The sequence below is a fragment of the Paucibacter aquatile genome, assembly GCF_002885975.1.
Classification (GTDB): Bacteria; Pseudomonadota; Gammaproteobacteria; order Burkholderiales; family Burkholderiaceae_C; genus Paucibacter_A; species Paucibacter_A aquatilis.
In genome coordinates, this window is the sequence record NZ_POSP01000003.1 from 3,691,265 (window position 1) to 3,706,792 (window position 15,528).

11 protein-coding genes are annotated in these 15,528 nt (G+C 65.6%); 2 read left to right on the plus strand and 9 right to left on the minus strand.

Going from position 1 to position 15,528, the window contains the following annotated elements; all coding sequences use genetic code 11:
* Positions 1-4: 4 nt before the first annotated feature.
* The 5 genes from C1O66_RS19055 to C1O66_RS19075 form a co-directional block, all read right to left on the minus strand.
* Positions 5-1,708 (minus strand): flotillin family protein, encoded by a 1,704-nt coding sequence (locus tag C1O66_RS19055; protein WP_102769342.1) that lies wholly within the window; start codon positions 1,706-1,708, stop codon positions 5-7.
* 35 nt (positions 1,709-1,743) lie between these two features.
* Positions 1,744-2,376 carry a YqiJ family protein gene (locus C1O66_RS19060; protein ID WP_102769343.1) on the minus strand — a complete coding sequence of 211 codons (633 nt, stop codon included), beginning with the start codon at positions 2,374-2,376 and terminating at the stop codon, positions 1,744-1,746.
* A complete protein-coding gene (locus C1O66_RS19065) occupies positions 2,373-3,059 on the minus strand; it encodes a PspA/IM30 family protein (RefSeq protein WP_102769344.1) in 687 nt (228 codons plus the stop codon). The genes C1O66_RS19060 and C1O66_RS19065 overlap by 4 nt, the downstream gene beginning before the upstream one ends.
* A gap of 1 nt (position 3,060) precedes the next feature.
* Positions 3,061-3,582, minus strand: a complete 522-nt coding sequence (locus C1O66_RS19070) for a hypothetical protein (RefSeq protein WP_102769345.1) — start codon at positions 3,580-3,582, stop codon at positions 3,061-3,063.
* Positions 3,583-3,681: 99 nt separating this feature from the next.
* Positions 3,682-5,157 carry an FAD-binding oxidoreductase gene (locus tag C1O66_RS19075; protein ID WP_102769743.1) on the minus strand — a complete coding sequence of 492 codons (1,476 nt, stop codon included), beginning with the start codon at positions 5,155-5,157 and terminating at the stop codon, positions 3,682-3,684.
* Between C1O66_RS19075 and C1O66_RS19080 the strand changes: the two genes are divergently transcribed.
* Both C1O66_RS19080 and C1O66_RS19085 read left to right on the plus strand, forming a co-directional pair.
* The gene (locus C1O66_RS19080) at positions 5,156-5,809 is read left to right on the plus strand and encodes an MliC family protein (RefSeq protein WP_207795987.1); all 654 of its coding nucleotides are present in this window, start codon (positions 5,156-5,158) and stop codon (positions 5,807-5,809) included. The two genes, C1O66_RS19075 and C1O66_RS19080, sit on opposite strands and share 2 nt — an antisense overlap.
* A gap of 604 nt (positions 5,810-6,413) precedes the next feature.
* On the plus strand, positions 6,414-6,968 hold the full coding sequence (locus C1O66_RS19085) for a PEP-CTERM sorting domain-containing protein (protein ID WP_165794689.1): 555 nt from the start codon (positions 6,414-6,416) through the stop codon (positions 6,966-6,968).
* Between the two features lie 224 nt (positions 6,969-7,192).
* On the opposite strand, the gene C1O66_RS19090 is transcribed toward C1O66_RS19085, so the two are convergent.
* From C1O66_RS19090 to C1O66_RS19105, 4 genes are all read right to left on the minus strand, one after another.
* Positions 7,193-8,128 carry a pirin family protein gene (locus C1O66_RS19090; protein ID WP_102769348.1) on the minus strand — a complete coding sequence of 312 codons (936 nt, stop codon included), beginning with the start codon at positions 8,126-8,128 and terminating at the stop codon, positions 7,193-7,195.
* 419 nt (positions 8,129-8,547) lie between these two features.
* On the minus strand, positions 8,548-9,507 hold the full coding sequence (locus tag C1O66_RS19095; RefSeq protein ID WP_102769744.1) for a metallophosphoesterase family protein: 960 nt from the start codon (positions 9,505-9,507) through the stop codon (positions 8,548-8,550).
* A gap of 542 nt (positions 9,508-10,049) precedes the next feature.
* Positions 10,050-11,165, minus strand: coding sequence for a hypothetical protein (locus C1O66_RS19100; protein ID WP_133155298.1), 1,116 nt, complete (start codon positions 11,163-11,165; stop codon positions 10,050-10,052).
* 700 nt (positions 11,166-11,865) lie between these two features.
* A complete protein-coding gene (locus C1O66_RS19105; protein WP_102769745.1) occupies positions 11,866-15,426 on the minus strand; it encodes an indolepyruvate ferredoxin oxidoreductase family protein in 3,561 nt (1,186 codons plus the stop codon).
* Positions 15,427-15,528 lie beyond the last annotated feature (102 nt).

A 15,528-nucleotide genomic window follows, 5' to 3' on the forward strand; every position in this document is an offset into this window, starting at 1 on the left:
CCGCTCAGTTGGCGAGTTGGGTCGGCGTGGTCGATCCGGGCTGCAGCAGGCCAGCCAGATTGTGGGCAATGCCGGTGATGCCCTCGTTGCTGAGGCCGGCGTCCTTCATCACCGCGTCGACGATGGGCTTGGCGATCTGGTACTGCAGGGCCGAGTTCATGACCTGCTCCGGGAAGGTGCCGGCCGGCGCGCTGGTGGCGCCGTCCTGTGCGCCCCCGTTGGTGCCCCCATTCATGCCATTGACCTGGAAGATGCGGATCGAATCGATCTTCTCCATCGGTCGCACCGCCTGCTCGATGATCTGCGGCAGCTGCTGCAGCAGCAGGGTGCGCACCTGCAGGTCGATCTGCGCGGCCGACAAGGTGTTCAGCGCCTCGTTGATGGCGCGCTTGCCTTCGGCTTCGGCCAGGGCGGCGGCCTGTTTTGCACGTGCTTCGATGGTGATGGCCTCGGCACGGTCCAGCGCGGCTTCCTTCTCAGCCGAGGCTGAGACCTTGACCGCAATCGCCAGCTGTTCGGCTTCCTTGCTGGCTTCGATCAGCTGGATGTTTTTCTCCCGCTCGGCCACCGCCACCTGACGGGCGGTGTTCACGCCTTCCTCGGCCTTGACGGCATCGGCACGCGCCTGGTTGGCCAAGGCGTCGGCCACCGATTGTTCCTTGCTCTTGTTGGCAATCGCGATCTGCATGTCCTGGCGAGCGATTTCCACTTGCTTGCGCTGCTCGGCGCGCTGCATCTCGGTCTTGCGCTCCAGCTCGATCTCGCGGGTCTGCACGACCAGGTTCTTGTCGATCTCGGCCGACTTGATCTCACGCTCGGCTTCGATCTTCTTCTGGCTGACCTGGCGTTCGGCCTCGATCTTGGCGGCTTCGGCTTCGCGGCTGCGCTCGGCTTGCTGGGTGGCGATCTGCGCAGCCTGCTCGGCGCGCGCGGTTTCCACCTGACGCTGCTGGGCCAGGGTGGCGAATTCCTGATCCTGTTCGATGGTCAGCTTCTGGCGCTGCGCTTCCAGGTTCTTGGTGCGCACCTGCATCTCGGTTTCCTGCTCGACATCGTTGCGCTGCTTGCGGCGCGCCTCGGTCTGTTCGGTCAAGCGGGTCAGGCCCTCGGCGTCGAAGGCGTTGTTGGGGTTGAAGAACTGCTTGTCGGTCTGGTCCAGGCTGGTCAGCGAGACCGACTCCAGCTCCAGGCCGTTCTTCTCCAGGTCTTCGGCCACCGCGTTCTGCACCGCCTGCACGAAATCGCGGCGCTTGTCTTGCAGCTCCTGGATGGTCATGGTGGCGGCGGTGGCGCGCAGGGCGTCAACGAACTTGTCTTCCACCAGGGTTTTCAGCGCTTCCGGTGCCAGGGTGCGCGTGCCCAGGGTCTGGGCGGCGGTGCTGACGGCCTCGGCCGTTTGCTGCACGCGCACGAAGAATGCGGCGGTCACGTCCACGCGCATGCGGTCCTTGGTGATCAGGCTCTCGCGCTCGCGGCGCATGACCTCGAGCTTCAGCGTGTTCATATTGACCAGCACGCGCTCATGAAACACCGGCAGCACGATGGCGCCGCCGTCCATGATGACCTTTTGCCCGCCCAGGCCGGTGCGCACAAAGGCGGTTTCCTTGGTCGAGCGCTTGTACAGGCGCGCGAACACCAGGCCGATGGCCAGAAGGCCCAGCAGGGCGATGCCGGCGATGCTGCCGAGTTCAATCAGATTGTTGTCCATGGCTTTCTTCTTCCTCCTTGAATCAGTGGGGCGCCTCAGCGCTCGACCAGGCCCGGGTGCGGGTTGCGGATGGCGCGGTAGATGGCGCCGTTCTTGCGCACCAGCAGCAGCTCGCTGCCCTCTTCGAAGACCTCGTCCGCCAGGTCGGGCTCGACCAGCAGGTGGTGCACGCGGCCATGCTCGTCGCGCACCCGCGCCTGGGCGGCCAGGCCCTGGCGGGCGTGGCCGGCATAGACCGTGGCAACCCGGCCCAGCAGGGTTTGGGCGCTGACCGCCGAGCTCTCATCGCGCGGCACGATATGGGCCACCAGGGCGCCGAGCGCGCGCACCGTGGTCAGGCCTGCGGGCACGGCCACCAGGCCGGCGATCCATGCCGGCAGGTAGTGGCCGACCAGACCTCGGCTGACCATTTGCAGGCTGTAGCCGAACAAGGCGTAGCCGGTCAGGAACAGCAGCAGCAAGACCAGGGCCGGCACCCGGCCCAGATGCAGCCAGCCCAGCACCCGGTCGAGCGCGCCGTCGTGGCCGGCTTCGGGCAGCCAGTCGTCCAGCCAGTTGCTGGGGCTCATCGAGATCATCATGCCCAGGCCTTCCAGCAGGGCGATGCCGACGATCAGGGCGAAGGCGATGCCGAAGGGCAGGTTCTCCGGGGTGGTGAACAGGCTCATGCTTGACCGTCAGCGCCGGACTGTTTCAGCTGGGCCAGGCGCGCGTCGATCTGCGTCTGCCGCACCAGATCTTCCAGCGTCTGCAGCTTGCTGGCGTCGTCCAGCCGGCCGGCGCGGGCCACGCCCGAGAGGCCGGTCTGGCGTTCGTAGATGCGGTCAAAGGCGTCGGTGGCGCCCGCCATGCGCTGTTCAATCTGGGCCGCGCTGCTGCCGGGCTTGGCCGCGGTGCCGGCGCTGCTGGCCCGGCTTTGCCGGAACTGGCTCAGCGCCGCTTCCATCTCGCGCCGCTTGGCCAGCAGGGCATCGACGTAGCCGCGGTGCTCGCCTTCCTGCTGGGCCAGCTCGGCCAGGCTGGCCTCCAGCAAGGGCAGCTGGGTTTCGATGTCCAGTTGGCGGCCCACGGCGGCGCGCGCCAGGTCTTCGCGGCCCTGGCCCAGGGCGGTGTCGATTTGCGCTTTCAGCGTGTCGTGCTGGCGGTTCAGCTCGGCATGGCGCTGCTGGGCCAGATGGCGGTTGGCGGTGACCGTGCCCAGCTCATGGCGCACTTCGTCCACCACCTGGTCGAGTTCGCGCAAGGCTTGCTCCATCATGGCCTCGGGCGCATGGTCTTCGATGCGGTCCAGCAAGGCGTGCACGCCGCCAGCCATGGCACGGGTGACGCGGGATCTCAGGGTTTCGGCCATTTCACGCTCCTTGTTGACGGGCTTGTTGCAGACATTGGATGGCTTGCGCCAGTTGCAGCGTGGCGCCGATATGGCGTTGCACGCCGTCGGGGTCGAAGGCCGCAGCCTGGGGGGTGGTGGCTTGGCGCAGCAGGGATTCGGTGTGCGCAAAGCTGCGCCGCAGCAGCTTGTCTTCCAACTGCTTGGCCTGTTCCAGATTGCCGACCTCGGCGCTGATCAGCAGCGCCATGGCATGGCTGATGTGCTCCAGCGCCTGGCTGAGCACCTCGGAATGTTGGCCAGTGCTGGCCTCCAGCTGGGCCAGGGCGGCACGCGGCCGGGCGGCCAGATCGCGGCACCAGGCCAGAGCGGTGACGAAGTCAAAAGCGCCGTCATGCTGGCGCTTGAGCTGCCCGAGCAGCACGCGCAGCTTGTCGCTGTTGGTGCTGGCGCCCTCGACCTTCAGCTGCGCCAGCCAGAGGTAGAGGTCGCTAGGGATGCGCGCCGACAGCGGCTCCATCGTCGTGCTCGTTGCTTGCGTCATGGTCCTGCTCCTGCGGGGCTGAAACGACCCGATGCGAGGCAGTGTATGCGTCTGAATTCAAATGACAACACCCCCAGAAGGGGGTGAAAGGACCGAGGCCTACAGATAGCGCGCCCAGAGCTGGTTGCTCAGCTTGCCGGCCGGGTCGTGCGCTTGCTTCAGCCGGCGCAGCTCGCTCACCTCCGGGTAGGCGCGCTCGAACTGCGCGCGGCTGGCGTGCAGTTGGTAGGGCAGGTAGTAGCGCCCCTCGTGTTCCAGGGCCAGGGCGATGAGTTCGCGCGTCCAGCCGGCCACCAGGGCTTGGGCGTTTTCGTCCGTGCCTTGCTTGTAGTACAGCACGAAACAGAAGACCTCCTCTTTGGCCCAGGGCAGAAGGCTGTCGCTGTCGGGCGGCGCGTGGCGGATGGACACATTCAGCGCCATCACCTGGCGTTGGCGCAGCAGGGCCGCCATGGCTCGGGTGAAGCTCAGGAAATGGCGTGGCGGAATGAAGTACTCCTGCAGCACATAGCTGGAGTGCCTGCGCTGGCGCGGCTCCAGCTGGGCCACATCAAGGCTGGCCTCGTGGTTCAGCCATTGCACCGCCTTGCCAGCGCTGAGCAAGGGGTGCACGACCTGGCTGCGCAACAGCGCCCCACCCGGCAACTCGCTCATGGCCCAGATCAGGCTTTGCTCCAGCCGGTAGCTGGCGCCGCGCGGCACCAGGCGGGCGGTCTCGGTCAGCGCCGTGCCATCCGGGCAGCGGCGCCAGCTCACAGCGACCGGCTGGTCGAAGCGTGGCGGCAGCAGATCGGCGTTGTGCAGCACGCAGTCCCCGCGCGCCAGCACTTCGCGCTGGAAGTAGGCCGGGTAGTCGGCCAGCGCCAGGCTTTTCACCTCGCGGCGGATTTTGCAGTTGCGCGCGAGATCCAGCTCCACCTCGCTGATCACCGCCAGCGCCCCGTAGCCACCCAGCGCCGCGCGGAACAGCTCGGCGTTCTCGCTGCGGCTGGCTTCGACGATGCGGCCATCAGCCAGCACCAGCTGCAAGGCCTGCACGGTGCGGCCCACGGGCCCATGGCCGACATAACGGCCATGGCAGTTGACCGAGACCGAACCGCCGATGCTGAAGTTGGCATAGCTCTGCATGGTCTTGATGGCCAGACCCAGCGGGTCGAGATGGTCTTGCAGATCCCGCCAGCTCATGCCCGCCTGCACCCGCACCCGCATCTGTTCCGGTCGCAGCCAGACCAAGGCCCTCATGCCGCGCAAATCCAGCTGCAGGCCGCCGGCAATCGCCACCTGGCCGCCCATGCTGAAATGCCCGCCGCCCACAGCCACCTGGCCTGGCCAGGCGCGCAAAGCGGCCGCGATCTCGGCGGCCGAGCGCGGGTGCTCGATCCCGGCGACCGGCACGCTGTACAGACGGGTGACGTTGTGCACCCACAGCTCCGGCGCGCAATGCACCGCCGTGGGCAGCAGGCTGAGCAGACCGGCCTGGGCCAGGCCCAGAACCAGGCGGCGCCGGCCCAGCGCGGGCAGCGCGGCAAGATCGCTTAATCTCTGATCGCTGCTAACTTTTGGAGTCCCTGCCATGTCTTGCATCGTTCCGCGCTCCCTGGTTTTCGCGCAGCGTAGCGCAAGCCGCATGCGGCCCGGCCTGTTCGGCCTGCTGCTGGCCCTGCTCGGCGGCGCCGCACCGGCGCTGCAGGCGGCGCCCGGGCCGGCCTTCGACTGCGCCAAGGTCCAGCCCGGCAGCATGGCGGCCTTGGTTTGCGCCGATGCTGGCCTGGTGAAACTGGACCGCCAACTGGCCCAGGTCTACAGCCAGGCTCTGAAGAAGACCGCCAAGGAGCGCCCGCCCCTGCTCAAGGCCGAGCAGCGCGGCTGGGTCAAGGGCCGGGACGAGTGCTGGAAGAGCCAGGACAAACCGGCCTGCGTGAAAGACAGTTATGTCCGCCGCATCGCCGAGCTGCAGGCCCGTTACCGACTGCTGCCGCCGCAGGGGCCGATCCGCTGGGCCTGTGATGGCAATGCCGCCAAGGAGGTGGTGGTGAGCTTCTTCGCCACCGAGCCGCCGACCCTGGTGGCCGAGTTCGGCGACAGCAGCTCGCTGATGTTTGCCGAGCGCAGCGCCAGCGGCAGCCGCTATGTCGGCCGCAATGAGAGCTTCTGGGAGCACCAGGGCGAAGCCCGCATTGTCTGGGGCTACCAGGCGCCGGAGATGGTCTGCCGCCAGCCTCGATGAAGAGGAGCGCCGTGCCCTGCCGCATGTGGCCGGGCGCTTGGGGCTTGGGCGTTAGCGCGGCGATGGCGCACTGCTTGGCCAGGCGAGTCGCTCGCCCGACCGCCCGCCGGTGCTGGTGCCTGAGTAACGCGGCACCCATGCGGCCTGCATGAGTGGGCCTTGGCAGCCAAAGCTGCGGCGCACTCGGTGGGCTTCGCGGCAGACTGTCGCCAATCTTTACAACTTGTTTCGTGAGCCGTTGCCGATGTGGCCATACCGCCTGGCCTTGCAAGGTTCCCCGCGTTTCGGGGGGGGGCGGCCCTGACCGTGAAGCAAGACACGCCTGCTCGTTCTCAAATCCGGCCATCTGCTCGGAAACAGTGCTGCCTTGACCCGTCTTGTGCCTGACTCCACTTGGCGCAGCACTCGCGCTGGCATGTCATTTGCGTGGTGACGTTTGCTCTCCACTTGGGGGAGCCCGTCCATGCGATAGGGGGGCGGAACACCATGAATTCGAAAGAGCGACAGAAAGATGATGAAAAACGCAATCCATTCCTTTGCCATCGCAACCCTTGGCTTGGCCCTCGCAGGCGCCGCCCACGCTGGACCCGTCCATGTTGGCGTGATGAACGGCGGCGGCTTCGGTGGCGTCAATGGCAATGCCAACACCGCGCAGCAAGGCATCCTGTCTTCGACCCTGGGCTTCGTCAACAGCGGGTTTCAAGTCCAGGCCGGCGACAAAGTGCAGGTCACGGCAAGCGGCACCCTGTGCCTGAGTGGCAATGCGGGCTGTGGCGACGCGAACGGGCAAGTGATGCAGGGTCTTGGCAACGGGACGGCGCACTTCACGGGGCTGAACAATCTCTTCGGCGCCTTGGTCGGCAGCATTGTTGGCGACGACAGTGGCAACTTCCAGGCCTTTGATGCCGCCGACGTGGCAAACGGTATCTCGCAAAGCTCCTTGTTCGCTCTCGGTACGAACGTGCAGTTCACCGCGACCCGCAGCGGCCGCCTCTACCTGGGTGTGAGCGATTCGGCCTTCTGGGACAACGCGGGCGCTGGCTTCGAAGTGACGCTGTCGCGCATCCCTTCGGGCAATCAAGTGCCCGAGCCCTCGTCCTGGGCACTGGCCGGGCTGGCTCTGTTTGCAGCCTTCGCTGCACGCCGCCGCAGCGCCTGAGCTTGACGTTTCAGCTTGACGCTTGAGCTCGGCTAGAGCCGGCTGAACACGGCGCCCAGCATCGGCCGCCCGAAGGGGCGATGCACGGTGAGTGGGTGGCCGTGATGTGGCCGGCCTTGAAGGGTGAGCGCGGGTGCGATTGAATCGCTTCGAAAAAAAGAGGCCGCTGCAAGCCAGCGTTAGCTAGCTAGTCGCAAACCCGCGTCCCTTTTTTTGCTCAGGCCTCAGTAGCCGCTGGCCGGCAGGCGCGGGGCCACCAGGCGCCGGCCCTCGTCACCTTGTACGAGGCCGAAGCGCGGGCCGCCGGCTTCGCGCTGCGCATCCCAATCGGCCTGCGCCTGGGCCACCGCCTCGCGGCTGAGGCCGACGAAGTTCCACCACATTTCGATCTCGGCCGGGAAGGGCTCGCCGCCCAGCAGCAGAAGGCGGCCGCCGGCGCTGAGGCGAATGGACGCGGGCGCCTGCCCCGGCGCCAGATAGGCCAGCTCGCCCGTGCCCAGGGTCTCGCCGGCCAGGCCCAGCTCGCCTTCCAGCGGCAGCAGGCCATGCTCGAAATCGCCGCGCAGCTCCAACTGCAGCTCGACGGCTTCGTTCGGTGCATGGATCTCCAGGCCCAGCAGCGGCGTGTAGACCCGCGGCGGCGCCGTGCGGTCGGCGTGGCTGCCGGCCAGCAGGGTCCATTGCGCGCCCTGCTCCTGCCAGCGCGGCAGGCTGGCATGGTGCTCGAAGGCCGGCGGCCGGTCTTCCTCGCCCGGGGGCAGGGCGATCCAGAGCTGGGCGGCGTGGATGCGCGCGGTGCCGGCCGGCGCATCCTCGGTGTGGACGATGCCGTGGCCGGCCGTCATCAGGTTCACCTCGCCAGGCCGGATCAGCTGCTCGCTGCCCAGGCTGTCGCGGTGCAGGATCTCGCCTTCGATCATCCAGGTGAAGGTCTGCAGGCCGATGTGCGGGTGGCCGCCGACATGCAGGCCGCCGTTCGCCAGCGCCTGACCCTCAAACTGCACGGGCCCGATGTGGTCGAGAAAACACCAGGCACCCACGCGGCGCCGCTGCGCCGTCGGCAGGGCGCGGCGTATGGTCAGGCCCTCGCCCAGCTCGGTGCGGCGGGCGTGGATGCGGTCGAAGGGGGCGGCGGGGGTGCTGCTGTGGCTGCTGCTCATGCGAGGGCTCCGGGATGGCTGGCCGACATCATCGCCGGAAAAACACCGACCCAGGCCTGCGGAATGGGACCACGAGGCGGGCCTTGCTTGGGCATGCAGGCGGCTGAGGTTCCTGCTCGCCATCAGGCGGCGGCAGCTACTGCTGCGCAGCAGCGTGATGGACTTTCTGACTTCGCGTCTTGACGCGGAGCTGCCTCACTGGGCTCGTGGGTTGCGAAAGCCGGCGCTGTTCGAGCACCTTGCATCGAGAAGGGCGAGATGCTTCGAGTCGTGGTGATGTCCGATGTCAATCAATCGGCGCGCCCATTCCTGTGTAGGAGCAACTTCTTGGGAAACCACAGCTAGCTGTGCAGTCAGCAAAAGCCTTCAATTTCAAGGCCTGACCCCGGCCGTGACCCCGGCCGCGCCCCCGTGGTGCTTCAGGCCACCGGCAGCCAGCTCTGGCGCGAGAGCTCGCGCCGCAGCTCGGACTGTTCGACGTTCTTGTGGAAGAGGCGGATTTCCACGGTGTCGGCGCTGATCTCGAGCATGCCGTGGTTCTGCTCCTTCTTGCCCACCACTACCGCATCGCGCACCGCCGCGCCCGAGGAGGTGACCTCGTGCAGCGGCAGGCCACCGGTGTGGAAGGCGTCAACATCGTTGTGATGCACATCGCCGCTCAGCAGCAGCGTGCGCTGCTGCGCGGCCTGGGCCTTCAGCCACTCCCAGTCGTTCGGGTAGTTCTTCCAATCCTTGGAGGTGGAGCCATTGGCAAACAGGTGCAAGGCCTGCGGATTGGCCGCGATGGCCTTACCGAACTTGTTGCGCTGTGCCGCGCCCAGCAGCTGGCGTTTGTCTTGCGCCACGAAGGTGGTTTCGGTGCGCCAGCTGCGTCCGTCGCTGAGGTGTAGCCATAGATCCGCCTCAAGCTGCAGGCTGGGGGTGGCGGGCGCGGGCTCCTGAGGGTTCCAGAACACCGGATCGGTGTAGGCGACCGGGAAACCGTCGGGGGCGTCGAGCGCGGCGCGGAAGGCCTTGAAGAAGGCGTTGCTGAGGGGGATCTTGCTGCTCTGCGGCGGCTGAGCGCGGATCGCCGCGCCGCAGGCGTTGTCCCAGAGAAAGTCGTGGTCGTCCCATATCGCATGGGTGCGGCCCGGGCCCAGCTGGGCGAGCAAGGCACGGAATTGCTTCTGCGCCAGCTGGCTGCTCCAGCGATGGTGCAGATGTTGCGCGAACTCGTTGTTGCTCATCTGCCTGGGAGGCTTGGGGGCTTCGACGTCCAGGTAGACCGAGTCGCCCAGTAGCAGTAGGCGATCCGGCTGGGCGGCGGCGATCCAGTCCCACACCGGCTGCTGAGGATATACCTGTACCGACATGCAGGAAGTAAAGGCAACTTTCATGACGATGAGTTCCTGGGATTCAGCTTTGGAGCCAGGACCGTAGCGCTGGCGCGGCGCGCCTGTCATCCGCAGGGTTGACGAGTCGCCGGGCAGGGCGGGGCGGCTGCGTTCGCCGCCATACATGCGCTTGAGGACGCGCGTGTCGTGACGCTCATCCGTAGCGGTCACAGCCGGGAGCAGGCCTTCTTTTTCGAGGTGCAACATGCCCGCGATGGCGATTGCGCCACTATGCAACCAAGTCACCTAGCGCTTCTCGCTCTGCTGTCAGCAAAAGCCTTCAAATTCAAGGCCTGACCCCTGCTGCTCTTGTGACCCCTGCTGCTCTTGTGACCCCTGCTGCTCTTGGACCCCTGCTGCTCTTGACCCCTGCTGCACTTGCATCGACGTGCCCGAACAGCTCCTGTACGGGGAGGACCTTCTGAAGTGGGCTACCTAAGTGACGGTCAGGATCGGAGGGCACCTGCCCGCCAAACGCCCGGTCGGATTCCTTGGGGAGTGGAGCTGCACTTACTTAGGACTGAGCTCTACGAACCTGCGGATGACTACTCCCGCTCCAGTGGGAGGATGTTCTGTACTGGCGTGGGTGATTCAGCGAATTGCATGTTCTGTATACCCTGCTCAAGCACCTCGGTCGTTATCACGGACTGCATCGGGTTCGGAGCGATAGTTCCCTTCTTGTTGTAGTACCGGTTGACATGCGTGACGACCCATTTGTACGGCTCCGGCGTGCCAGAACCCGTTTCGCGAAGAAAGATCTCTAAGTCGCAGACCAAGGTGGTGCCGCTTTGGAACTTCACCTTCTTCGCGGTGACCTTGGCGAGGAAGTCTTCGTCGATCAGGTCGAAGCTGATGCCGTGCTTTTCGAAGACGCCCTTCCACTTGAAGGCGTCCCGTTTGAAGACCGGCGAGACAATTTCGATCTCGGCATCCCGAATCACCGTCGGGTCAAGCTCGCGTAGAGCGACCACATACGTGCTGAAGCTAGCTCGGTGAACGATCATTTCATTGCGTGGCGATGGGTCGTGACTCGGGCTGAAGCCAACGGATGACACCTTCTCATAGGGAAGGAGGTGCTGATAGAACTGCGACCGTAGCTTGATGATCTTCGGGTTTGAGAGCAAGGCTGGGACGACATCCTCGGCTGTTGGAACAGGCTCAAGCGGCAATGGTCTTGTCGCTGCCGTTGATGGCATTTTGGGGGCTTCGCCAGTCGCCTCTTGCTCCATCTTCTTGAGCTCCAGCCTCGCCTTCTTGATCGCGAGATCGTTCATCTCTACCTGTTGGTCGGCAAGCTTGCGGTCTCGGTTCAGCGCGAAATCGTTTTGCAGGATCTGCTGCTGCAGAAGCTCCCGCTGATAAGTCATCCAGACACCGGCTGAGCAGATGGCTGTGATGGCTGCACCCAGCAGCGTCAACGCAACGGCATGCTTGCCGAGAAGGCTGAGGTGAACCGAAAGGCCGCCCTCAGCGTAGGCGGTAGCGTCGATGTGAAAATCTATGTCGAGCTGCTTGCCGATTTCTCTCAGAAGACCGAGCAGTTCTCCCTCACAGCCATGGAGCACCAGGGCATCCATGTTGTGTGACCCATCCCTCAGGATGAAGTGCACCTGAAACTGACCAGTCGTTCCGACGGATATTCCCTCAAAGTGATCGTTCACGATGCCTCCCTTTTTCAGGTGATTGTCCTGGAAACGGAGCCCGGTACGCTGCCTGATCATTGATCAAAAACCTGGTTCCGGGCGAGGCAGGTCTAGCGCGTAACTCCATCATCTTCCGCTGTAGTTTGAGCATGTCCGGTCGTACGGCCTCGAAGTCATTCGGCGACATGAGGTCTGGTAGGGAGTACGACTCCTTCAGCTAGGCCGGAGCGTCGAGTTGGGGGCGGACGTGATGATCAGGGGAGCTGCCGACTGAACCTCAGCTCCTGAAGCTCCGGCGCGAGCATCTTGCGTTGGACGCGCAGGACTGAGTCATAAGTCGCGGTTCGTTCAGTGGACATGTGTTCCTCCCGTGTTCTCCGCTCGGACTGTATCGCCGTACGCTGAGCCTCGACGTTGAACGACCGCTCAGAGGCGATGAGTTTTGCAAGCTGGCGGATCGCAACAGCTACAGAGCCGTAGCTGCCGCACCGTCATGACCAGCCGCATGCTCAGCGTAAACATGCACTGAGATCAAGGCCGCTCATCGCCCGCACTGCGGAGAAGAAGTCGAACCCCGCATTGCCTCTGAATTCCTCTGTGTCTTCGTGACTCTGTGGTCTGTTCCGGCTGTTCAAACGCAGTCCCAATCGCGCAAAGGCCCAAAGAAAAAGCCCGCCGTATCCGGGCGGGCTTTTGTGTCCAGCTAAGTGCCTAACGATCAGGCCAGCTGCTTCCACTGCTGCATCAGCGATTCCCACTTGGCCTTGGCCGCGTGGACATGGCGCTCCTTGACATGGCCATAACCGCGAATTTCTTCGGGGATGCGGGCGATCTCGGTGGCCAGCTTGAGGCGATCGGCGCTCAGGCCCTTGGCCAGGATGGCTTCGATGCTGGCGCGGTATTCGCCGATCAGGGCGCGTTCCATCTTGCGCTCAGCCGTGTAGCCGAAGATGTCCAGCGCCGTGCCGCGCAAGCCCTTGAGCTTGGCCAGCAGGCCGAAGGCCGGGCGGACCCAGGCGCCCATCTGCTGCTTGACCAGCTCGCCCTTGTCGTTCTTCTTGGCCAGCAGCGGCGGGGCCAGGTGGTGCACCAACTTGTAATTGCCTTCGAACTGGCTGGCCACTTTTTCGACAAAGCTCTTGTCGGTGTGCAGGCGGGCGACTTCGTACTCGTCCTTGTAGGCCATGAGCTTGAACAGGTACTTGGCCACGGCCTCGGTGAGCGCCGTGCTGTTCAGGCTGCCCTCGGCCGCGCGCACCTTCTCGACAAAGGCCTTGTACTGCGCGGCATAGGCCGCGCTCTGGTAGCCGGTCAGGAAGTCCACGCGCTTGGCCACCAGCTCGTCCACGCCCGGGCGCTTGACGATCTGGATCACCTGCTGAGCGGCGAACAGCGATTGCACGCCGGCCAGATCATGGGCGCAGCGGCGGCCCCATTCGAAGGCGGCCTTGTTGTTGTCGATCTGCACGCCGTTCAACTCGATGGCGCGCATCAGCGCGGCGTGGGACAGCGGGATGCGACCCTGCTGCCAGGCATAGCCCAGCATCAGCGGGTTGGTGTACAGCGAGTCGCCCAGCAGCTTGACGGCCACGTCCTCGGCATCGAAGGCGCGGAAGTGATCGGCGCCCACGGCCTTGGCCACGGCGGCCTCGCACGAGGCGCCGGGGAAGGACCAGTCGGCGTTGTTCACCAGGGCCGCGGTCGGCGAGCCGTGGGTGTTCAAGGCCACAAAGGTGCGGCCCTCGCGCATCACGGCCAAGGTGGCCTTGTTGGCGGCGACGATGGAATCGCAGGCGATCACCAGCTGCGCCTCGGCCGTGCCGACCTTGGTGCAGTGGATGTCTTCGGCACGGTTGGCGATCTGGATGTGGCTCCAGGTGGCGCCACCCTTTTGCGCCAGACCGGCGGCGTCCTGCGTGATCACGCCCTTGCCTTCCAGATGGGCGGCCATGCCCAGCAGCTGGCCGATGGTGATGACACCGGTGCCGCCGACGCCGGCGACGACGATGCCCCAGGCTTCCTGCGCGTTGGGAATGCTCGGCTCGGGCAGGGCGCCCAGCTTGGCATCAAAGGGCGAGATGCGCTTGTCCTTCTTGGGCTTCTTCAGCTCGCCGCCCTCGATGGTGACGAAGCTGGGGCAGAAGCCCTTGACGCAGCTGAAGTCCTTGTTGCAGGTGTTCTGGTTGATCTGGCGCTTGCGGCCGAAATCGGTCTCCAGCGGCTCGATGGAGAGGCAGTTGGACTGGATGCTGCAGTCGCCGCAGCCTTCGCAGACCAGCTCGTTGATGACCGTGCGCTTGGCCGGATCGGCCAGCTTGCCGCGCTTGCGGCGGCGGCGCTTCTCGGTGGCGCAGGTCTGGTCGTAGATGATGGCCGTGGTGCCGGGGATCTCGCGGAACTGGCGCTGGATGGCGTCAAGCTCGTCGCGGTGGTGCACGGTCACGCCGCTGGCCAGGGCCACGCCCATGTACTTGTCCGGCTCGTCGGTGACGATGACCAGCTTGGCCACGCCTTCCGAGACCAGGCTGTTCATGATCTGCAGCACCGTGTGGCCCTCGGCGCGCTCGCCCACCTGCTGGCCGCCGGTCATGGCGACGGCGTCGTTGTAGAGCACCTTGTAGGTGATGTTCACACCGGCGGCGATGCTTTGGCGGATCGCCAGGATGCCGCTGTGGAAGTAGGTGCCGTCACCGAGGTTGGAGAAGATGTGCTTCTCGTTGGTGAAGGCGGCCTGGCCGACCCAGGGCACGCCCTCGCCGCCCATCTGGGTGAAGGTGGCGGTGTTGCGGCCCGGCATCCAGGTGACCATGTAGTGGCAGCCGATGCCGCCCACGGCGCGCGAGCCCTCGGGCACGCGGGTGCTGGTGTTGTGCGGGCAGCCCGAGCAGAACCAGGGGGTGCGGTCGGCGCCACCGGCGGCTTTCTCTTCCTGCTTGAGGGCGTTTTCCTTGCCGTCGATCAGGGCCACGCGGGCGTCCAGGCGGGCGGCCACATCGGCATCCACGCCCAGCTTCTTCAGGCGCTTGGCGATCGCGCGGGCGATGATGGCCGGGGTCAGGTCGGCCTGCGGGCGCAGCAGCCAGTTCTTGCTGGGGTTGGGCAGGCCCCACTCGCCACCCATGCCGCCTTCGGCGTCGTCGTCGAACTTGCCCAGCACATGCGGGCGCACGTCGGAGCGCCAGTTGTAGAGCTGCTCCTTGATCTGGTATTCGATGACCTGGCGCTTTTCCTCGATGACCAGGATCTCCTGCAGGCCGGTCGCGAAATCGCGCGTGATATTGGCCTCCAGCGGCCAGACCACATTGACCTTGTGCAGGCGGATGCCGAGGCGGCGGCAGGTGTCGTCGTCCAGGCCGAGGTCGTGCAGGGCCTGGCGGGTGTCGTTCCAGGCCTTGCCCGAGGCGATCAGGCCCAGGCGGTCCTTCGGCGTGGCGATGACGTTGTAGTTGAGCTTGTTGGCGCGCACATAGGCCAGGGCTGCGTACCACTTGTGGTCGAGCATGCGCGCTTCCTGGTCCAGCGGCGGGTCGGGCCAGCGGATGTGCAGGCCGCCCGGGGGCATGGGGAAGTCGTCCGGCGTGATGATGTTGACGCGGTCCGGATCGACGCTGACGCTGGCGCCCGACTCGACGATTTCCTGAATCGTCTTCATGCCCGACCACAGGCCCGAGAAGCGGCTCATGGCAAAGGCGTGCAAGCCCATGTCCAGGATGTCTTGCACGCTGCTGGGGAAGAAGACCGGGAAGCCGGCGGCCTTGAAGACGTGGTCGCTCTGGTGGGCGGCGGTGGAGCTCTTGGCGATGTGGTCATCGCCGGCGATGGCGATCACGCCGCCATGCTTGGAGGTGCCGGCCATGTTTGCGTGCTTGAACACATCGATGCAGCGGTCCACGCCCGGGCCCTTGCCGTACCAGATGCCGAACACGCCGTCGAACTTGGCTTTTTCCTTGAACAGGTCCAGCTGCTGCGTGCCCCAGACGGCGGTGGCGCCGAGTTCTTCGTTGACGCCGGGCTGGAAGACGATGTTCTGCTTGGCCAGATGCTTCTTGGCCGCCATCAGCGCCTGGTCGTAGCCGCCCAGCGGCGAACCGCGGTAGCCCGACACGAAACCGGCGGTGTTCAGCCCGGCGATGGCATCGCGCGTGCGCTGCAGCATGGGCAGGCGCACCAGGGCTTGCACCCCGCTCATGAAGGCGCGGCCGTTGTCCAGCGCGTATTTGTCGTCCAGCGTGACCTTTTCGAGCGCGCGCAGGACGTGATCGGGCAGGGGAGCATTCATGGTGGGGATCTCGGCTTGTCTCGGGGTGGAACCGGGCTGGCTGCTGCCGCTTGTGGCGGCCATGCTCCCGTGTGCATTGGATGCCGGCACTGGGTGCGGCAC